This is a genomic window from Pseudomonas sp. TH08 (assembly GCF_016651275.1).
In the GTDB taxonomy this organism is placed as follows: domain Bacteria; phylum Pseudomonadota; class Gammaproteobacteria; order Pseudomonadales; family Pseudomonadaceae; genus Aquipseudomonas.
On sequence record NZ_JAEKEE010000003.1, the window covers coordinates 686,728 to 705,908 of the forward strand.

The 19,181-nt window shown below is 60.4% G+C and carries 15 protein-coding genes and 1 pseudogene; 11 read left to right on the top strand and 5 right to left on the bottom strand.

All coding sequences use genetic code 11. The annotated features are described in order from the left end of the window. The first annotated feature begins 115 nt into the window (after positions 1–115). From JFT91_RS16460 to JFT91_RS16495, 8 genes and pseudogenes are all read left to right on the top strand, one after another. On the top strand, positions 116–1,981 hold the full coding sequence (locus JFT91_RS16460; RefSeq protein WP_201233079.1) for an extracellular solute-binding protein: 1,866 nt from the start codon (positions 116–118) through the stop codon (positions 1,979–1,981). 1 nt (position 1,982) lies between these two features. Then, positions 1,983–3,047: a microcin C ABC transporter permease YejB gene (locus JFT91_RS16465; RefSeq protein ID WP_201204788.1), complete on the top strand. Its 1,065-nt coding sequence runs from the start codon at positions 1,983–1,985 to the stop codon at positions 3,045–3,047. Then, a complete protein-coding gene (locus JFT91_RS16470) occupies positions 3,047–4,069 on the top strand; it encodes an ABC transporter permease (RefSeq protein WP_201204790.1) in 1,023 nt (340 codons plus the stop codon). Before JFT91_RS16465 ends, JFT91_RS16470 begins: the two co-directional genes overlap by 1 nt. Before the next feature lies 1 nt (position 4,070). Continuing rightward, entirely contained in the window at positions 4,071–5,705 is a 1,635-nt protein-coding gene (locus JFT91_RS16475; protein ID WP_201233080.1) for an ABC transporter ATP-binding protein, read from the top strand. A gap of 169 nt (positions 5,706–5,874) precedes the next feature. Next, positions 5,875–6,396, top strand: coding sequence for a DUF3455 domain-containing protein (locus JFT91_RS16480; protein ID WP_201204793.1), 522 nt, complete (start codon positions 5,875–5,877; stop codon positions 6,394–6,396). Positions 6,397–6,561: 165 nt separating this feature from the next. Then, complete coding sequence (locus JFT91_RS16485; RefSeq protein ID WP_201204795.1) at positions 6,562–7,095, top strand: sigma-70 family RNA polymerase sigma factor; 534 nt, start codon at positions 6,562–6,564, stop codon at positions 7,093–7,095. Then, positions 7,092–7,783, top strand: a pseudogene (locus JFT91_RS16490) (anti-sigma factor). The gene JFT91_RS16485 and the pseudogene JFT91_RS16490 overlap by 4 nt, the downstream one beginning before the upstream one ends. Positions 7,784–7,916: 133 nt before the next feature. Further along, positions 7,917–8,279: a hypothetical protein gene (locus JFT91_RS16495; protein ID WP_201233081.1), complete on the top strand. Its 363-nt coding sequence runs from the start codon at positions 7,917–7,919 to the stop codon at positions 8,277–8,279. A 70-nt stretch (positions 8,280–8,349) separates the two neighbouring features. On the opposite strand, the gene JFT91_RS16500 is transcribed toward JFT91_RS16495, so the two are convergent. Next, positions 8,350–9,441 carry a DUF1615 domain-containing protein gene (locus tag JFT91_RS16500; RefSeq protein WP_201233082.1) on the bottom strand — a complete coding sequence of 364 codons (1,092 nt, stop codon included), beginning with the start codon at positions 9,439–9,441 and terminating at the stop codon, positions 8,350–8,352. Positions 9,442–9,803: 362 nt separating this feature from the next. Between JFT91_RS16500 and JFT91_RS16505 the strand changes: the two genes are divergently transcribed. Together JFT91_RS16505 and JFT91_RS16510 are read left to right on the top strand one after the other, a co-directional pair. Further along, complete coding sequence (locus JFT91_RS16505; protein WP_201204803.1) at positions 9,804–12,008, top strand: TonB-dependent receptor; 2,205 nt, start codon at positions 9,804–9,806, stop codon at positions 12,006–12,008. 150 nt (positions 12,009–12,158) lie between these two features. After that, positions 12,159–13,694, top strand: coding sequence for an FAD-dependent oxidoreductase (locus JFT91_RS16510; protein WP_201233084.1), 1,536 nt, complete (start codon positions 12,159–12,161; stop codon positions 13,692–13,694). A 123-nt stretch (positions 13,695–13,817) separates the two neighbouring features. Here the strand turns inward: JFT91_RS16510 and hemB are convergent, their stop codons facing one another. Together hemB and JFT91_RS16520 are read right to left on the bottom strand one after the other, a co-directional pair. Continuing rightward, a complete protein-coding gene (gene hemB / locus JFT91_RS16515) occupies positions 13,818–14,792 on the bottom strand; it encodes a porphobilinogen synthase (RefSeq protein WP_201226485.1) in 975 nt (324 codons plus the stop codon). Positions 14,793–15,041: 249 nt separating this feature from the next. After that, positions 15,042–15,740 carry a glutathione binding-like protein gene (locus tag JFT91_RS16520; RefSeq protein ID WP_201233085.1) on the bottom strand — a complete coding sequence of 233 codons (699 nt, stop codon included), beginning with the start codon at positions 15,738–15,740 and terminating at the stop codon, positions 15,042–15,044. Positions 15,741–16,073: 333 nt separating this feature from the next. Here JFT91_RS16520 and JFT91_RS16525 point away from each other — a divergent pair, with 333 nt between their 5' ends. Next, positions 16,074–16,748, top strand: coding sequence for a histidine phosphatase family protein (locus JFT91_RS16525; RefSeq protein ID WP_201233086.1), 675 nt, complete (start codon positions 16,074–16,076; stop codon positions 16,746–16,748). A 133-nt stretch (positions 16,749–16,881) separates the two neighbouring features. Here the strand turns inward: JFT91_RS16525 and mnmH are convergent, their stop codons facing one another. Both mnmH and selD read right to left on the bottom strand, forming a co-directional pair. Beyond that, complete coding sequence (gene mnmH / locus JFT91_RS16530) at positions 16,882–17,985, bottom strand: tRNA 2-selenouridine(34) synthase MnmH (protein ID WP_201204809.1); 1,104 nt, start codon at positions 17,983–17,985, stop codon at positions 16,882–16,884. Continuing rightward, the gene (gene selD, locus JFT91_RS16535) at positions 17,985–19,019 is read right to left on the bottom strand and encodes a selenide, water dikinase SelD (RefSeq protein WP_201233087.1); all 1,035 of its coding nucleotides are present in this window, start codon (positions 19,017–19,019) and stop codon (positions 17,985–17,987) included. Before selD ends, mnmH begins: the two co-directional genes overlap by 1 nt. Positions 19,020–19,181: the final 162 nt, after the last annotated feature.

Sequence of the window (19,181 nt, forward strand, 5' to 3'; positions counted from 1 at the left end):
TCGCGGTTGCAGGTTTTGGCGGTGCTTCGCGCCCCAACGGGGATAAATCCCCTCGCCACACAGGCTCACTCCGACAGGTTGAACCGTGATCTTTCAGGGGCTCAGGAGTGACTTCATGACTTTCATGCGCAACATGGCAGGCCTGCTGCTTGGCGGCGCGCTGCTGTGCAATGTGGCACCGGCGCTGGCCGGCGGCAGCTACGCGATGACGGTATACGGCGAGGCGCCGAAGTACCCGGCGGGTTTCGAGCATTTCGACTTCGTTAATCCCGACGCGCCCAAGGGTGGTTCGCTCAGCCGCGCGTCGATGGAAATCGGCCAGTACAACTACATCGCGCCGTATGCCGATCAAGGCATCAGCGTGGTGCAGGTCAACGACTGGGTGTACTCGCCGCTGGCGTTTCGTTCACTGGACGAACCGTACACCGTCTACGGCCTGGTCGCGCAACAGATGGAGCGCGACCCCGAAGGCTTGTGGGTGCGTTTCACCCTCAATCCAAAAGCACGTTTCGCCGACGGCACGCCGATCACCGCCGAAGACGTGCGCTACACCTTCAACTTGCTGATGACCAAAGGCAGCCTGAGTTATCGGCAGCAATACGCCGACGTGCAGGACGTGCTCATCGAAGGCCCACGGCAAGTGCGCTTCACCTTCAAGAACAACCTCAACCGCACACTGGCGCTGGATCTGGCGACGATGCGCGTCGTGCCGGAGCACTGGTGGCAAACCCGCGATTTCGCTAACGGCGGCGGTTTCGAGCCACCGCTGGGCAGCGGCCCGTACCGCGTGAGCAAAGTCGACGCCGGGCGCAGTATCAGCTTCCAGCGTGATGCGGATTGGTGGGGCAAGGACCTGCCAGTCAGTCGCGGCCTGTACAACTTCGACACGCTTACGGTGAATTTCTACGGCGACACCGACGTCGCCCGCCAACTCTTGCAGGCCGGTGCGTTCGACTACAACCGCGAGTTTTCCTCGTCCGGTTACGTGGTCGGCTATGACTGCCCGGCCTTGCGCGATGGTCGCTTGCAACAGTCGATCCTCGCCCCGGAAAAACCGACGGCGGCGCAAGGCTTCGTATTCAACCTGCAAAACCCGATCTTTCAGGATCGCCGCGTCCGCCAGGCAATCAGTCTGCTGTGGGATTTCGAATGGACCAACAAGCAGATGATGCGCGGCTTCTACGTGCGCCAGAACAGCTTCTGGCCGAAGAGTGAAATGGCTGCCACAGCACTGCCTGATGCCGAAGAAATGAAGATCCTCGAACCGTTGCGCGGGCAGGTCCCCGACGAGGTCTTCACCACGGTGTATGAGGCACCGAAAACCGACGGCAGCGGCTACATCCGCGACAAGCAACTGCAAGCCTTGAAGCTGCTCGCCGAGGCGGGCTGGACAGCGAAAAACAATCGTTTGGTCAACGCTGACGGCGAGCCGCTGGAATTCACCTTCCTCGACGGTCAGGGCGGTTTCGATCGCATGCTGCTGCCGTTCAAACGCACCCTCGCGCAGATCGGCATCACGCTGAATTTACGCCGCATCGATTCGGCGCAATACGTCAATCGGCTGAACGCCCGCGACTACGACATGATCGTCACCAGTTTCCCGCGCAGCGGCGATCCGATCGTCTCCCCCGGCCGCGAGCTGTACAGCCTGTACGCCTCGCAAAGTGCCACGCAGGTCGGCAGTTCGAATTCGATGGTGCTGGCCAATCCGGCGGTCGATCAACTGATCGACGGGCTGGTGCAGGCCAACACCCGCGAAGCCATGGTGCATTACGCCCGCGCCCTCGACCGGGTGCTGCAATGGGGTTACTACATGATTCCCAACTACTACTCCAAGGGCACGCCGACGGTGTATCAGAACCGTTTTGGCATGCCGGCGCAGCAACCGCTTTACAACGAAGGGCTGGAAACCTGGTGGGAAGTCGCGGCCAAAACGTTGACGAGCCAACAGATGAACGCCCGACTCGCGGGAGGCCAGTGACATGCTGCGTTATCTGAGTCGACGTTTGCTGCTGATCATCCCCACACTGTTGTGCATCCTGGTGGTCAATTTCCTCATTGTGCAGGCCGCGCCGGGCGGCCCCGTGGAGCAAGCCATCGCCCGCCTGCAAGGCTTCGGCGGCCACAGCATGGGCGGCGGTGGCGAGGTTGCCGCGATTGGCGGTGCCGGGCGCAGCAGTCGGGGTCTCGACCCGGCACTGATCGAGGAAATCAAACACCACTACGGCTTCGACAAACCGATGCACGAACGCCTGTGGCTGATGTTGAAAAATTACGCGCAACTGGATCTGGGCAGCAGTTTCTTCCGTGGCGCCAAGGTCACCGACCTGATCGTGCAGAAGCTGCCGGTGTCGCTGTCATTGGGCTTGTGGGCGACGCTGATCACTTACCTGATTTCGATTCCGCTGGGCATTCGCAAAGCGATCAAAAACGGCAGCGCTTTCGATGTCTGGAGCAGTACAGCGATCATCGTCGGCTACGCGATGCCGGCGTTTCTCTTTGCGATTCTGTTGATCGTGGTATTTGCCGGTGGCAGCTACGTCAACTGGTTTCCGGTGCAAGGACTGGTCTCGGATAACTTCGACAGCCTGAGCACGCTGGGCAAGGTCGGTGACTACCTCTGGCACTTGGTGTTGCCGGTGACGGCACTGGTGATCGGCGGCTTCGCGACGCTGACGATCCTCACCAAAAACAGCTTCCTCAACGAGATCAGCCGCCAGTACGTGATCACCGCCCGGGCCAAGGGCCTGACCGAGCGCCGCGTGCTCTACGGCCATGTGTTTCGCAACGCCATGCTGTTGGTGGTCGCGGGGGTGCCGTCGGCGCTGATCGAGGTGTTCTTCGCCGGTTCGCTGTTGATTGAAACCATCTTCAACCTCGATGGCCTCGGCCGCATGAGTTACGAAGCGGCGGTCTCGCGCGACTACCCGGTGGTGTTCGGCGCGCTGTTTCTGTTCACCCTCTTCGGCCTGCTGATCAAGCTGATCGGCGACCTCTGCTACACCCTGCTCGACCCGCGCATCGACTTCTCGGCGAGGACTGCCTGATGTTCACACTTTCCCCTCTGGGCCGGCGCCGTGTCGCGCAATTCAAAGCCAATCGGCGAGGTCGCTGGTCACTGTGGCTGTTTATCGGTCTGTGCCTGATTTGCCTCGGCGGCGAGTTGATCGCCAACGACAAACCACTGGTGATTCGTTATCACGATGCTTTTTACTTTCCGATCCTCAGCGATTACCTGGAAACCGATTTCGGCGGCGAGCTGCCATTCCAGCCGGACTACGCCAGCAGCTACGTGCATAAGTTGATCGAGGATCAGGGCGGCTGGATGCTGTTTCCGCCGATCCCGTTCAGCTACGACACGGTCAATTACGACCTCAGCGAACCCGCGCCGAGTCCGCCCTCCTCCAGCAATTGGCTGGGCACCGACGATCAGGCGCGCGACGTGTTGGCGCGGGTGATCTTCGGCACACGTATTTCGATTCTGTTTGCGCTGATCCTCACCGGCATCAGTGCGTTGATCGGCATCGTTGCCGGGGCGCTGCAGGGTTATTACGGCGGTTGGGTCGACTTGCTCGGGCAGCGGGTGCTGGAAATCTGGTCGGGGCTGCCGGTGCTGTATCTGCTGATCATTTTGTCCGGCTTCGTCTCGCCGAGTTTCTGGTGGCTGCTGGGGATCATGGCGCTGTTTTCGTGGCTGGCACTGGTCGATGTGGTGCGCGCCGAGTTCCTCCGAGGGCGCAATCTGGAATACGTCAAAGCCGCACGGGCGCTGGGCCTGACCGACAGCGAACTGATGCGTCGGCACATCCTGCCCAACGCGATGACCTCCACCCTCACCTACCTGCCGTTCATTCTGACGGGCGCCATCGCCACGCTGACTGCACTGGACTTTCTTGGTTTCGGCATGCCAGCGGGCACGGCGTCGCTGGGTGAACTGATTGGCCAGGCCAAGCGCAATCTGCAAGCGCCGTGGCTGGGGCTGACGGCGTTTTTTGCCTTGGCGTTGATTCTGTCGTTGCTGGTTTTCATCGGTGAGGCTTGCCGAGATGCGTTTGATCCGAGGAGCTGAGATGAAAGACCATTTGATCGAGATACGTGACCTGCGCGTTGCCTTTGCCGGGCAGGAAGTGGTGCACGGTTTGAACCTGGATATTCGTCGGGGTGAGTGTTTGGCGCTGGTTGGTGAATCGGGTTCAGGCAAGTCGGTGACGGCGCATTCGATCCTGCGTTTGCTGCCAGGCAAAAACGTTAGCAGCAGCGGTTCGATCAGCTACAACGGCGTGGACTTGTTGCACGCCAGCGAGCAGCAGATGCGCGGTTTGCGTGGCAACCGGATTGCAATGATTTTCCAGGAGCCGATGACTTCGCTGAATCCGCTGCACACGGTGGAAAAGCAAGTCAGTGAAGTGCTGGAGATTCATAAAGGCCTGAAGGGCCGCGCTGCCCGCGAACGGACTTTGCAGTTACTTGAGCTGGTCGGCATTCGCCAGCCTTTGCAGCGCTTGAAAGCCTATCCACATCAGCTCTCCGGTGGGCAGCGACAAAGGGTGATGATCGCCATGGCGTTGGCCAATGAGCCAGAACTGTTGATCGCCGATGAGCCGACTACCGCGCTGGACGTGACCGTGCAGCAAAAGATTCTCGAACTGTTGATCGAGCTGCAGCAAAGGCTCGGCATGTCACTGCTGTTGATCAGCCATGACCTCAATCTGGTGCGGCGCATCGCGCAGCGGGTCTGCGTGATGCGTCACGGTGAAGTCGTCGAAGCGGCTGATTGCGAAACGCTGTTCCGCGCACCGCAGCATCCCTACAGCCGTTTGCTGATCGAGGCCGAACCGAGCGGTGCGCCGGTGCCGAGCCAGTTCGATCACAACCTGTTGGAGGTGGATGATCTGAAGGTCTGGTTTCCATTGCCCAAAGCGTTGTTCAGCCGTCAGCAGGACTACATCAAAGCGGTGGACGGCGTGAGCTTCACCCTGCAACGGGGCAAGACGCTGGGCATTGTTGGCGAGTCCGGCTCGGGCAAATCGACGCTGGGCCAGGCGATCCTGCGATTGGTGGAATCGGAGGGCAATATTCGTTTCGGCAACAAGCAACTGAGCCTGCTCAATCAACGTTTGATGCGGCCATTGCGGCGGCAGATTCAGGTGGTGTTTCAGGATCCGTTCGGCAGCCTAAGCCCAAGGATGTCGGTGCAACAGATCATTGCCGAGGGCTTGTTGACCCATGGCATCGGCACCGAGGCTGAGCGCGAGGCGGCAGTGATTCGCGTACTGGAAGAAGTCGGGCTCGATCCGAAAAGCCGTCATCGTTACCCCCATGAATTTTCCGGCGGTCAGCGCCAGCGTATCTCCATCGCCCGCGCCCTGGTGTTGGAACCGGCGCTGATTCTACTGGATGAGCCGACCTCGGCGCTGGATCGCACGGTGCAAAAACAGGTGGTGGAGCTGTTGCGGCAGTTGCAGATCAAGCATGGGCTGACATACCTGTTCATCAGCCATGACCTGGCGGTGGTGCATGCCTTGGCACATGACTTGATGGTGATCAAGGATGGCAAAGTCGTTGAGCAGGGTTCGTCACGGGAGATTTTCGCTGCGCCCAAACACCCCTACACCCAGGAACTTCTGAAAGCCTCCGGCCTGAAGACTGACAAAAATCCCTGTGGGAGCGAGCCTGCTCGCGAATACGGTGTGTCAGTCACATAAGTGCTGACTGATCCGGCGCCTTCGCGAGCAGGCTCGCTCCCACAGGGAAGGTCAGTGGGGTTTGAAATTTATTTTCCGGGCACTGCATCCAAACGCCTCCGCCATGGGTAGTCCCTGTAACAGCCCTCTTCGGCTGTCAGCGGTTTACCCTTTTCGGAGAAACACACTGATGAACATTACCCAGCTGATTGGCCTCACCGGTTTGCTCGCTGTCACCTCGACGACCTTCGCTCAAAGCAGTTATCCCGACGCGATCAAAGTCCCGGATGGCCACAAGATCGCGATGGAAACCACCGGCGTTGGCGAGATCACCTACGAGTGCCGCGACAAGCCCAACGTCGCCGGGCAGACCGAGTGGACCTTCGTCGGCCCGAAAGCGGTGCTCAACGATCGCAGCGGCAAACAGGTCGGCACCTACTTTGGTCCACCCGCCACCTGGCAGGCCAAGGACGGTTCAAAAGTCACCGGCACGCAATTGGCCGTGGCGCCATCGAGCCCGGGCAACCTGCCCTATCAGTTGGTCAAGGCCAACCCGGCCGAAGGCAAAGGTGCCATGACGGGCGTGAGTTACATCCAGCGCGTCGCCCTCAAGGGCGGCGTAGCGCCGGGCAGCGAATGCACAGCGGCGAACAAGGGCAAACAGGAAGTGGTGAAGTACCAGGCCGATTACATCTTCTGGGCCGTGAACTGACTCCAGTACTCACCACAAATCCCTGTAGGCCTTCGCCTGCTCGCGATAGCGGTGTATCAGTGAAAAATATTTCGGCTGACACTCCGCTATCGCGAGCAGGCGAAGGCCTACAAAGGGAATCGGGTTGTCTGGATGTTTGCTGGAATGTGAGCTAGATTGCACGACATGTCTTTGCCCGAATCCGTGTTTGATTACGAAGCCCGTCTTGCTGCCTGCGCGCGCGGCGAGCGTGCGGCCCTGCGCGATTTGTATGTGCAGGAAGGCCCGCGCCTGCTCGGCGTGGCCAAGCGGCTGGTGCGCGATACGGCGCTGGCCGAGGACATTGTTCATGAGGCGTTCATCAAGATCTGGAACGGCGCGGCGGGGTTTGATCCGGCACGCGGTTCGGCGCGAGGCTGGATGTTCAGCGTGACCCGGCACCTGGCGTTGAATCTGCTGCGCGACCATGGCCGGGAAACGCCGTTCAGCGAAGAACATGCAGCGCTGTCAGAGGATGATGGCTTCGACGCCCACGCACATTCGGCGCGTATTCACCGCTGCCTTGAACAACTCGATCCGCAGCGTCGGCGCTGCATCCTGCACGCCTATGTCGACGGTTATTCGCACGCGCAGATTGCCACACGCCTCGACACGCCGCTGGGCACGGTCAAAGCCTGGATCAAGCGCAGCCTCAACGCCTTGCGGGAGTGCATGGGATGACCACTGAATCGGCGCAAGAACGCGATGAACTGGCCAGCGAATATGTGCTCGGCACGCTCTCGGCCGAACAGCGCAGCGAGGTGCAGAAACGTCTGACGCATGAGCCGCCACTGCGTGCGGCAGTGGATGCCTGGGAGCGGCGGCTTTTGGAACTGACGGATTTCGCCGCGCCTCAACAACCGTCGGCACAGTTGTGGCAACGGATCGAACGCAGCGTTGAACGCTTCACGCAAAAACGCCTGCCACCTCATGGTGGAATCTGCTGCCGTTGTGGCGTGGCCTGAGCGCTGCCGGATTGGCCGCGACGTTGATCCTGGGCGCGATCCTGCTGACCCAGACCACGCCGAAGCCGAATTATCTGGTGGTGTTGGTGGCGCCGCAGGACAAGGCGCCGGGCTGGGTGATCCAGGCCAGCAATTCGCGGGAGATTCAGTTGATTCCACTGGGCGTGGTCGAGGTGCCGGCGGACAAGGCGCTGGAGTTCTGGACCAAGGCTGACGGTTGGCAAGGGCCGGTGTCGCTGGGGTTGGTCAAACCGGGACAGGCGTTGTCGGTGCCGCTGGACAAGCTGCCGCCGCTGCAACCGAATCAGCTATTCGAGTTGACGCTTGAAGGTGCCAATGGCTCGCCAATCGGCAAACCGACCGGGCCGATTCAGGCGATCGGGCGTGCGGTGAAGGTGTTGTAGGGCTCTGGCGCGGGGGTGCCGGCAATCATCATTGCCGTCGATGTTCACCATCACGGCAATGAAGTTCTCATAAAAAATCCCCGGCGTAAGATCGGCTCCATACCAACCAACAACACCCCCGGAGCACACCATCATGAAACGCCAAACTCTTCTCAGCATCGCTTTCTCGGTTTTCGCAGTTAACGCTTTCGCCGCTACCCCGACCCACACGATGATCGCTGAAGGCGGTTCGGACAAACTGATTGAAAGCCGTGTGGCTGAAGGTGGCTCGGATCGTCTGCTTGAACGCCGCGTCGCTGAAGGTGGCTCGGATCGTCTGCTTGAACGCCGCGTTGCTGAAGGTGGTTCGGATCGTCTGATCGAACGCCGCGTCGCTGAAGGTGGTTCGGATCGTCTGCTTGAACGCCGCGTCGCTGAAGGTGGTTCCGATCGTCTGATCGAACGCCGCGTTGCTGAAGGTGGTTCGGATCGTCTGCTTGAACGCCGCGCCGTTTGAATGGATGGCTTCAATGCAACAACCCAGAGAAACCCGGCTCCCGCAGCCGGGTTTTTTACGTCTGCGGGAATCAGCCGGCCTTGGCCATGCAGCGTTTGTAACGCTCATCCACCCGTTTGGCGAACCAGGCCGTGGTCAGTTTGCGGGTGATTTTCGGGCTTTGCAGGACGATCCCCGGCAACACCGCACGCGGCAATGACTTGCCTTCGGCCTTCTCCGCCAACTCGAATACCCGTTGATAGAGTTTGGTCTCTTCGAATTCCAGGGTTTTGCCTTTGTCCAGTTGATCGCGAATGGTCGGATTGCGCATGCCCAACGACTTGCCAAGGGTGCGCACCGCCAGTTCCGTGCTGCCAGGCATGATCGAGTCGTAACGAATCAAATCGCCATCCAGCGCCAGCGGGATGCCCGAGGCACGGCTGACGGCATTCTGGAATGCCGCATTACGACTGGCGTACCACCCGGCATTGAAGTCGGCGAAGCGATACAGCGGTTCGCGGTAACTCACCGGGTAGCCGAGCAAATGCGCGATGCCGAAATACATGCCGCCGCGACGGCTGAACACTTCGTGGCGGATCGTGCCGTCCACCGGGTACGGGTAACCCTTGGCGTGCTGCTCGGCGAATTCGATGCTGACTTGCATCGGCCCGCCGGTGTGCACCGGGTTGAAACCGCCAAACAGCGTGCGGCCCATGGGCACTCTGCCGATGAAATCATCGAAAATGGCGCTGAGTTCCTTTTCGCTGCGCGCGGCGCTCAGGCGTTCGCTGTAGGTTTTGCCATTGGTCGAGCGAACTTGCAGCGCGCCACTGACCAACAGGCTGGGGATGTGCACTTTGGCGGCGCGACGGTCGATTTCGTCACGGGCGATTTTGCCGAGGCCCGGCACGGTCGGATCGGCTTGAAAGGTCGATTCCTGTTCGGCCACCGCCAGCACCGAGCACAGGTTTTGGGTGGTCGGACTGATGCCTTGCGCGGCAAACGCTGCATAAATATCGGTGGCCCAGCCTTGTCGATCGGCAGTTTTCGCCGGCATCAGCCGCACGATTTCGGCCTTCACTTCATTCGGCGCACGCGGTGCGGGTTCATCGCTGCGCTGACTGGCGCAACCGCCGAGTACCAGCAGTGCGGCGAGCGTGATCGGTAATCGAAAGTTGTGCATGAAGCTTCATCCAGTCCGTTGTGCCCGGTTCACCATACGTTCAATGGTATTCCACAAGCCAGACTCACACTGACCTTGCTGTGAGGGAATTTATCTGTGGCGAGGGGATTTATCCCCGATGGGGCGCGAAGCGGCCCCGCTTTTGATTTCCAAGGGGACTGCTGCGCAGTCCATCGGGGATAAATCCCTCGCCACAAGGAAGCAAATCAAGCCTTGGATTAGAGGTTTCAGCGACTGATGACAAACTGATTGCAAAACGTTACTGAGAAAACCTATCATTTGCGCCTGGAGTCGCATTTGCGCAAGGAGTTCCCGCGCCGCCCTTATTTTTTCCCATTGGCCGTGCGCCTCCAGGTATAAAAATGCCCGCTCCTGCTCGACTCGCCGTCCCTTTTCGCCCAACGCTTCTCGCCCTGCTGTGCTCCCTGACTGTCACCGCTTACGCCGCCGAAGGCGATAGCAACGAGCTGGTGCTCGACAACGTCAACATCAACGCCCAGGCGCCGACGCCAAATGCCTTGCCACCGGTTTACGCCGGTGGTCAGGTCGCGCGTGGCGGTCAGCTCGGCGTGTTGGGCAATCAAGACATGATGGACGTGCCGTTCAGCGCCGCGTCCTATACCGAGCAACTGATTCAGGATCAACAGGCCGAAGACGTCGCCGATGTGCTGCTCAACGACTCGTCGGTACGCCAGGCTTCGGGGTTCTCCAACCAATCGCAGGTCTTCATGATTCGCGGTTTGCCGCTGAACGGCGACGACATTTCCTATAACGGCCTGTACGGCGTACTGCCACGGCAGATCATTTCCACTGACGCGCTGGAGCGTGTGGAAGTGTTCAAAGGCCCGAATGCCTTCGTCAACGGCGTGACCCCGACCGGCTCCGGCATCGGTGGCGGCGTCAATTTGCAGCCAAAACGCGCCGGCGACGTGCCACTGCGCCGCTACACCACCGACATCAACAGCGAAGGCCGCATCGGTCAGCACCTCGACCTCGGTCAGCGCTTCGGTGAAGACAACCGCTTCGGCGCGCGGGTCAACCTGTCCCAGCGCGAAGGCGACACCGCCATCGACCACGAAAACCAACGCTCGAAACTGTTCGCCATCGGCCTCGATTATCGCGGCGACGCCCTGCGCATTTCCGGTGACTTCGCCTACCAGAAAGAACGCGTCAACGGTGGTCGCAACTCGGTCAACCTCGGCACCGCCACGCACATTCCGGACGCACCGTCGGCCGACACCAACTACGCGCCGAAGTGGGGCTACACCGACATCGAAGACACCTTCGGCATGCTCCGCGCCGAGTACGATCTGAACGACAACTGGACCGCCTACGCCGCGGGTGGCGCCAAGCACACCCGCGAAGTCGGGCGCTACAACTCGACCACGCTGGTCGGCAACACGGGTGCATCGACCACCACTGGCTCGTTTATCCCCCATGACGAAGACAACACCAGCGTCATGGCCGGCCTTAACGGCAAGTTCAACACCGGCGCCGTCAGCCACAAGCTGAATTTCGGCCTGACCGGCATCTGGGCTGAACAGCGCAGCGCCTATGACTTCGACCTGACCAAATACGCCAACAACATCTACCACCCGGTGGAAACCCCGTCGCCGGTCGGCAACTTCGCCGGTGGCGACAACAGCGATCCGGGCATCGTCGGCAAGACCTTCAACCGTAGCCTCGCGATCTCCGACACCCTCGGTTTCTTCGATGATCGCCTGCTGATCACCGCCGGTCTGCGTCGCCAGCAATTGGTCGTGCAAGGTTACAGCTACGCCAGCTACGGCAGCGGCCCGCGTTCTTCCAGCTACGACGAATCGATCACCACGCCGGTGTACGGCATCGTGTTCAAGCCGTGGGAGCATGTTTCGTTCTACGCCAACCACATCGAAGGCCTGGCGCAAGGGCCGACGTCGCCGACCACGTCCGGCTCGCGCGTCGTGATCAACGGCAACGAAGCCTACGCACCGGCACGCTCGAAGCAGACCGAAGCCGGGGTGAAAGTCGACATGGGCACCTACGGTGCAAGCTTGGGTGTTTATCGCATCGAACAGCCGAGCGACGGTTACTCGGAAATCATCGACGCCAACACGTCGCGTTATGTGCGTGAAGGCGAGCAAGTCAACAAAGGCGTGGAAATGAACGTGTTCGGCGAGCCGATCAGCGGCCTGCGCCTGATCAGCGGCCTGACCCTGATGGACACCGAACTGAAAAATACCCAGAACGGCGCCAACGACGGCAACCGTGCGATTGGTGTGCCGACCTTCCAGTTCAACGCCGGCGCCGACTGGGACGTGCCCGGCCTGCAAGGCGTAGCGCTGAATGCGCGGATGCTGCGCACCGGCGGCCAATATGCTGACGCGGCGAACAACTTGAGCCTGCCGACCTGGAATCGCTTCGATGCGGGTGCGCGTTATGCGTTCAAGGTTTCGGAGAAGGACGTGACCGTGCGTCTGGGCGTGGAAAACCTGGCGAACAAGAAGTACTGGGAATCGGCTCAGGGCGGTTACCTGACCCAGGGCGAACCGCGCGTGGCGAAGTTGTCGGGGACGATCGACTTCTAAGCGTCACCGTCAGGAAAAAGGCTCCGCGGCTTTGATGGCTGCGGGGCCTTTTTTTGTTTTGCGGGGGATTTTCCGGCCTCATCGCGAGCAGAACTGGCCAGCCCGACCTTCTGATCCATACTTGCTGCACCCCGTGAGGAGAACAAACTCATGAACCGCAGCGACGTTCTGATCATCGGCGCCGGCCCCACCGGCCTGGTGCTGGCCCTGTGGCTGAGCAAACTCGGCGTGCGCGTGCGCATCATCGACAAGACTTCCGCACCCGGTACCACCTCCCGGGCGCTGGCGGTGCAAGCGCGGACGCTGGAGTTGTATCGGCAACTGGACCTGTCCGATACCATCGTGCGCAGCGGCCACCGGGTCGCGGCGGCGAATTTCTGGGTCAACGGCAAACCGGTCGCGCAACTGCCGCTCAATCGTATCGGCGAGGGCCTGACGCCCTACGCGTTTGTCGAAATTTTTCCGCAGGATCAACACGAACAGTTGCTGATCGAGCGCCTCGCCGACTATGGCGTCAGCGTCGAACGCGAAACCACGCTGGACAGCTTCGACGAAACCGGCGACGGCCTCACCGCCCATTTACGTCGCCCCGATGGCGCGCAGGAAGTCTGCCAGGCCTGCTATCTGGCGGGCTGCGACGGCGCCCGTTCGGTGGTGCGCAAAGCCCTCGATGCCGGTTTCCCCGGCGGCACTTATCAGCAGATTTTCTACGTCGCAGACGTGCAGGCCAGCGGCCCGGCGATCAATGGCGAATTGCATCTGGACCTCGACGAGGCGGATTTTCTCGCGGTGTTCCCGCTGGCTGGCGCAGGCCGCGCCAGGCTGATCGGCACGGTGCGTGACGAACGCGCAGACCGTGCCGAAACCCTGGCGTTTTCCGATGTCAGCAGCCGCGCCATCGACCACTTGAAAGTGCACATCGAAGACGTCCACTGGTTTTCCACCTACCGCGTGCACCACCGCGTGGCCGAGCACTTTCGCGGCGGTCGGGCATTCTTGCTGGGAGATGCGGCGCATGTGCACAGCCCGGCCGGTGGTCAGGGCATGAACACCGGGATTGGCGATGCGATCAATCTGGCGTGGAAGCTGGCGGCCGTGCTCAGCGGTGCGGCAACGGCCAAGTTGCTCGACAGCTACGAAACCGAACGCATCGCCTTCGCCCGGCGATTGGTCTCGACCACCGACAAGGTGTTCAGCTTCGTCACCGCCGAGGGCCGCCTCGCTGACTTGCTGCGCACACGGCTGGCACCGTTCCTGATCCCGAAAATGGCGTCATTCGAAGCGAGCCGTGAATTCCTCTTTCGCACCGTATCGCAAGTCACCCTCAACTATCGCGGCATGCTGCTCAGCCAGGGCGAGGCCGGCCATGTTCACGGCGGCGACCGCTTGCCGTGGGCGCATGATGGCGAGGGGGATAATTATGAACCGCTGCGCCAGCCGTGCTGGCAGGTGCATGTGTACGGTGACACCAGCGACGAGATGATCGCCTGGTGCCACGAACACCATCTACCGTTGCACGTGTTCGACTGGCGGCCGGCGTTTGAAACGGCGGGATTGGGGCGCAACGGCTTTTACCTGCTGCGCCCGGATACGTACGTGGCGATTGCCGACAACAGTGCTGATCCAAAAGTGATCGAACGCTACTTCCGCGATCACGGCATCCGGCCGTTCTTTAGTTGTCCCTGACACACCACAATCCCCTGTAGGAGTGAGCCTGCTCGCGATGGCGGCGTGTCATTCACCAATAATTCGACTGACACACCGCCATCGCGAGCAGGCTCACTCCTACATTTGGATTTGCGGTGTTGCTTAGATCCCGGCCAGGGCCAGGTCCATCGCAAAGTAGGTGAAGATCAGATCCGCACCCGCCCGCTTGATCGCGCCAAGGCTTTCGCGCACCACACGATCTTCATCAATCGCCCCGGCCTGCGCGCCGAACTTGATCATCGCGTACTCGCCGCTGACCTGATAGGCCGACAGCGGCAGGTTCGAGGCTTCGCGAATATCACGGATGATGTCCAGGTACGCACCGGCCGGTTTGACCATCAGTGCATCGGCGCCTTCCTGCTCGTCGAGCAGCGATTCGCGCAGGGCTTCACGACGGTTCATCGGGTTCATCTGATAGCTTTTGCGGTCGCCCTTCAGCGCACTGCCACCCGCTTCGCGGAACGGGCCGTACAGTGCCGAAGCAAACTTGGTCGAATACGCCATGATCGGAATCTGCGTGAACCCGGCGGCGTCCAGCGCCTGGCGAATTGCTCGCACCTGACCGTCCATCGCTGCCGACGGCGCGATCACGTCAGCACCGGCGCGGGCTGCCGCGACGGCCTGTTTGCCGAGGTTGATCAGCGTCTGGTCGTTGTCGACTTCATGGTTGTGCATCACGCCACAGTGGCCGTGGTCGGTGTATTCGCAGAAGCAGGTGTCGGACATCACGATCATTTCCGGCACAGCATCCTTGGCAATGCGCGACATGCGCGAAACCAGACCGTCTTCGCGCCAGGTGTCGCTGCCGTTGCCGTCCAGATGATGCGATACGCCGAAGGTCATCACCGACTTGATGCCGGCACGGGCGTAACGCTCGATCTCGCCGGCCAGTTTGCGCTCGGGAATACGCATCACGCCGGGCATGCTCTTGATCGGCACGAAGTCATCGATTTCTTCCTCGACGAAAATCGGCAGCACCAGATCGTTCAGGCTGAATTCGGTTTCCTGGAACAGGCTGCGCAGGCTCGCATTGCGGCGCAGACGGCGGGGACGTGCTTCGGGGAACTGACTGGACATGGGGCCTTTCCTGAAAAAACGGCAGATGAGACGAAAGTCGTAGGGGGCGAAGCTTATGCCTTGCGGGGGTTGGCGTACAAACCTGGATCAATCAAGAGTGCATTACCGAGCGCGCAATAATCCTCCGGATTGTGCACATCCCTTGTAGGAGTGAGCCTGCTCGCGATGGCGGTGTATCAGTCAACGTTGATGTCGACTGACACAATGCCATCGCGAGCAGGCTCACTCCTACAGGGGTTGTGTGCGGTGTCAGGACGGGATGGTCAGGCCTCGGATGACGGCCGGACGAGAAAGGAAGCGCTCCAGCACGCGGGTGACATTCGGGAAATTCTGAATGCCGACCAGGTCGCCCGCCTCATAAAAACCGATCAGGTTGCGCACCCACGGGAACGTCGCGATGTCGGCAATGGTGTAGCGCTCGCCCATCAGCCAGTCGCGGCCTTCCAGGCGTGTGTCGAGCACCTTGAGCAGGCGTTTGCTTTCATCGACGTAGCGGTCACGCGGACGCTTGTCCTCGTAGTCCTTGCCAGCGAACTTGTTGAAGAAACCCAACTGGCCGAACATCGGGCCAATACCCCCCATCTGAAACATCAGCCACTGGATGGTTTCGTAGCGCAGCGCACCTTCCTGCGCCAGTAACTGACCGCTCTTGTCGGCCAGATAAATCAGGATCGCGCCGGATTCGAACAACGGCAGCGGCTGATCTTCCGGGCCATGCGGATCGAGAATCGCCGGGATCTTGTTGTTCGGGTTTAGCGACAGAAACGCCGGGGACAACTGATCGTTGCTGTCGAAAGCGACCTTGTGCGGCTCGTACGGCAGGCCGATCTCTTCGAGCATGATCGAGACTTTGACGCCGTTGGGGGTCGGCAAGGAATAGAGCTGAATCCAGTCAGGGTACTGCGCCGGCCATTTCTGGGTGATCGGGAACGCGGACAGATCGGTCATGGGAAGCATCCAGTCACAAATTGAACCCCGATATTAATGTAGGAGCTGCCGCAGGCTGCGAACTTTTGATCTTGAGCCTTTCTTCACGTTAAAAAATCGCAACCTGCGCCAGCTTCTACATGAACCGTAACATCCTGTGGCTAACCTTTGCCCCTGACGGTTACTCGGTGCCGCTACATTGCGCGGATCGAACCAAATCGGCCTTGAAGGACTCTGAGCTATGCACTTGTTGCAGAGGAAGCCGTTCACGACAGGGAAAACACCCGGTGCTGGGAGCCAGTGGTGTAAAGGTTTGTCAACCTTAATCGAACTTGCTGAAGAACCCCTTATTCCATGACGAACCTGATAAGTTTCGCCAAACGTTTCAAACACCGCGCCTACGTGGTCCTGCCCTCCCTGCTGGCGGTCAGCGCGGTCTTTCTGTCACTCGAATCCAGCGAGAGCCGCGCGCAGCCGGTCGATGGCACGCAGACGCTGGTGTTCCTGCGCCACGCCGAAAAGCCCGAGGGCGGTCTGGGTCAGCTCAATTGTCAGGGTCTGAATCGCGCCATCGACCTGTCGACAGTATTGCCGGAGAGATTCGGCAAAGCCGATTACGTATTCGCCGCCAACCCGACGCGCAATGTCGAGGAAGGTGAGTTGGACAACTCCTACAGCTACATTCGCCCGCTGATGACCATCAGCCCGGCAGCGATCAAGCTCGGTTTGCCGGTGAACATCGAGTTTTCAGCCAACGACACCAGCGATCTGGCCCGTGAGTTGCTCGCCGACAAGTACCACAACTCGACGATTTACACCGCGTGGTCCCATGGTTACCTGCCGGAGTTGATCAACAAAGTCGCCGGCAACGCCGTTGGCGAAAAGCAGACCATCACCAAGGACTGGGAGGGTGACGATTTTGATTCGCTCTACGTGCTGACCCTGACCTGGCACAACGGCAAGGCCAGCCTGCAGAGCCATAGCTACAAGCAGGGGCTGGATCATGGTAAGGAAACCTGCCCGACCTGAGTTTTTTGCTGTCAGTCGGGCCTCATCGCTGGCAAGCCAGCTCCCACCGGTTTTTGGGTGATGCCCATATTGGCAGTCAGCGCAAAACACTGTGGGAGTTGGCTTGCCAACGAAGAGGCCAGCCACTACAACCTCAATCTTTCTGGCTCACCCGCTCGCGCAAATAATCGATCACCGCCGCACTCTCCCCGGCAAACTCGATCCGCCCGCCCTTCTTCTCCCGCTGAAACGCGTACATCGGATCGTAATACTCACGCAGCAATCCCTCGATCCAGCCGCGATGCAGATCCACCGCCCCGCTGCGCCCCTGCTCGATCAAAGCCTCTTCCATCAACAGCAGCATCCGCCGATGGCGCTCGCCACCGAGGCGCTTCTGCACGTTGTTCAAGCTTTCCAGCAAGCGCTCGGAGAACAGCGCAAAGCCTTCCTCCCCGTGTACTGCCGCAAACTCGGCTGACAGATCCACCACGTAATCACGCAGGATCCGCTCCACACGGTCTTCAAAACTGTCTTCCAGCCAGACCATCGGGTACTGCTGCATGCCTTGATACAAGGGCAGCGGCAAGGCGCAACTGCCGACCACCCGGCTCTCATCTTCCAGCACAAACTGCTCGATACCGGCGTCGCGTTTTTTCAGGACGTCGATGGCCAGGCGGTTTTCGAAATCGATGTTCGACGGCTGACCCGTGGCGCGCTTGCCGAAGCTCGAACCGCGATGATTGGCGTGCCCTTCCAGGTCCAGGCCGTTGCGCAGTTGCACCAGCACTTCAGTCTTGCCGGTGCCGGTCATGCCGCCCAGCAAAACGAAATCACACTGGGCGATGGCCTGTTCGAGGGTAACAATGAGGAAGTTGCGCAACGCTTTGTAGCCGCCGCCAACGCGGGGATAGTCGATGCCCGCCTCGTCGCGCAGCCACTGTTGCGTGATCTGCGAACGCAAGCCGCCACGAAAACAATAGAGATAGCCATCAGGATGGGCCCGGGCGAAATCGGCCCAGGCCTGGATGCGTTCAGCTTTGACGTCGCCAGAGACCAATTGGTGGCCCAGCTCGATGGCAGCCTGCTGGCCGTGTTGCTTGTAGCAGGTGCCGATTTTCTGCCGCTCGATGTCGTTCATCAGCGGCAGATTGACCACGCCAGGGAACGCGCCCTTGTGAAACTCGACCGGCGCGCGGGCATCCATCAGCGGCCGGTCGTTGAGGAAAATATCACGGAAGTCAGTGCAGTCGCGGAGCATCAAATCACCTCGACTGCGTTCGTCTGTCGCTCAACCAGTTCGCCGATTGGCGCAAGAATCAGCCCCACCTCGGCGGCGACAGCGAGGAACTCGTCATTGCCTTCAGGCGTCACGGCAACCAACAGACCACCGCTGGTTTGCGGGTCGCAGAGCACCCGTTTGTGCAGTTCCTGCACGCGGCCGACCTTGCTCGCATAGCTGTCGAAATTGCGCAGCGTGCCGCCGGGTACACAGCCCTGATCGAGGTAATACTCGACGCTGTCCAGACGCGGCACACGGTCATAGGCGATGCGTGCGGTGAGCTTACTGCCATCAGCCATTTCCACCAGATGCCCGAGCAGGCCGAAACCAGTGACGTCGGTCATCGCCGTGACACCGGCGAGTTTGCCAAAACGGCTGCCGGGCTTGTTCAACGTGCACATCCAGTCGCGGGCCACGCCAACGTCGGCGGCGCGCAATTTGCCCTTCTTCTCGGCCGTGGTGAGGATGCCGATGCCCAGCGGTTTGGTCAGGTACAGCAGGCAACCGGCGGTGGCGGTGTCGTTGCGCTTCATGTGGCGTTTTTCCACCAGGCCAGTAACGGCGAGGCCGAAAATCGGCTCTGGCGCATCGATCGAATGCCCGCCCGCCAACGCAATGCCCGCCGCGTCGCACACCGCACGACCGCCACGAATCACTTCGCGCGCGACTTCCGGCGCCAGCACATTGACCGGCCAGCCGAGGATCGCAATCGCCATCAACGGATCACCGCCCATTGCGTAGATATCGCTGATCGCGTTGGTCGCCGCAATGCGGCCGAAGTCGAACGGGTCATCGACGATCGGCATGAAAAAGTCAGTGGTCGAAACCACGCCGCGCTCGGCATCGATCTCGTACACCGCCGCATCATCGCGCGAGGCGTTGCCGACCCACAGTTTCGGATCAAGGTTCTGCGCGCCGCTACCGGCCAGAATCACTTCCAGCACCTGCGGGGAAATCTTGCAGCCGCAACCGGCGCCGTGGCTGTATTGGGTCAGACGAATCGGCTCGCTCATGGGGGAGTCTCAGGCTGTTAATGAGGCGGATTCTAGCAGAGCACGAGGTTGCCGATTCTTGTGCTGATACTCAGAGCCTGCTTGCGAAGGCAATGGAAGCGAAAGTCCTGAATGTAGAAAACTCAAGATCAAAAGATCGCAGCCTGCGACAGCTCCTACATA

Excerpts from the sequence above, each read along its gene's own strand:
- JFT91_RS16460 (WP_201233079.1), top strand. The coding sequence starts at position 116 with ATGACTTTCATGCGCAACATGGCAGGCCTGCTGCTTGGCGGCGCGCTG.
- JFT91_RS16465 (WP_201204788.1), top strand. The coding sequence starts at position 1,983 with ATGCTGCGTTATCTGAGTCGACGTTTGCTGCTGATCATCCCCACACTG.
- JFT91_RS16470 (WP_201204790.1), top strand. The coding sequence starts at position 3,047 with ATGTTCACACTTTCCCCTCTGGGCCGGCGCCGTGTCGCGCAATTCAAA.
- JFT91_RS16475 (WP_201233080.1), top strand. The coding sequence starts at position 4,071 with ATGAAAGACCATTTGATCGAGATACGTGACCTGCGCGTTGCCTTTGCC.
- JFT91_RS16480 (WP_201204793.1), top strand. The coding sequence starts at position 5,875 with ATGAACATTACCCAGCTGATTGGCCTCACCGGTTTGCTCGCTGTCACC.
- JFT91_RS16485 (WP_201204795.1), top strand. The coding sequence starts at position 6,562 with ATGTCTTTGCCCGAATCCGTGTTTGATTACGAAGCCCGTCTTGCTGCC.
- JFT91_RS16495 (WP_201233081.1), top strand. The coding sequence starts at position 7,917 with ATGAAACGCCAAACTCTTCTCAGCATCGCTTTCTCGGTTTTCGCAGTT.
- JFT91_RS16500 (WP_201233082.1), bottom strand. The coding sequence starts at position 9,441 with ATGCACAACTTTCGATTACCGATCACGCTCGCCGCACTGCTGGTACTC.
- JFT91_RS16505 (WP_201204803.1), top strand. The coding sequence starts at position 9,804 with ATGCCCGCTCCTGCTCGACTCGCCGTCCCTTTTCGCCCAACGCTTCTC.
- JFT91_RS16510 (WP_201233084.1), top strand. The coding sequence starts at position 12,159 with ATGAACCGCAGCGACGTTCTGATCATCGGCGCCGGCCCCACCGGCCTG.
- hemB (WP_201226485.1), bottom strand. The coding sequence starts at position 14,792 with ATGTCCAGTCAGTTCCCCGAAGCACGTCCCCGCCGTCTGCGCCGCAAT.
- JFT91_RS16520 (WP_201233085.1), bottom strand. The coding sequence starts at position 15,740 with ATGACCGATCTGTCCGCGTTCCCGATCACCCAGAAATGGCCGGCGCAG.
- JFT91_RS16525 (WP_201233086.1), top strand. The coding sequence starts at position 16,074 with ATGACGAACCTGATAAGTTTCGCCAAACGTTTCAAACACCGCGCCTAC.
- mnmH (WP_201204809.1), bottom strand. The coding sequence starts at position 17,985 with ATGCTCCGCGACTGCACTGACTTCCGTGATATTTTCCTCAACGACCGG.
- selD (WP_201233087.1), bottom strand. The coding sequence starts at position 19,019 with ATGAGCGAGCCGATTCGTCTGACCCAATACAGCCACGGCGCCGGTTGC.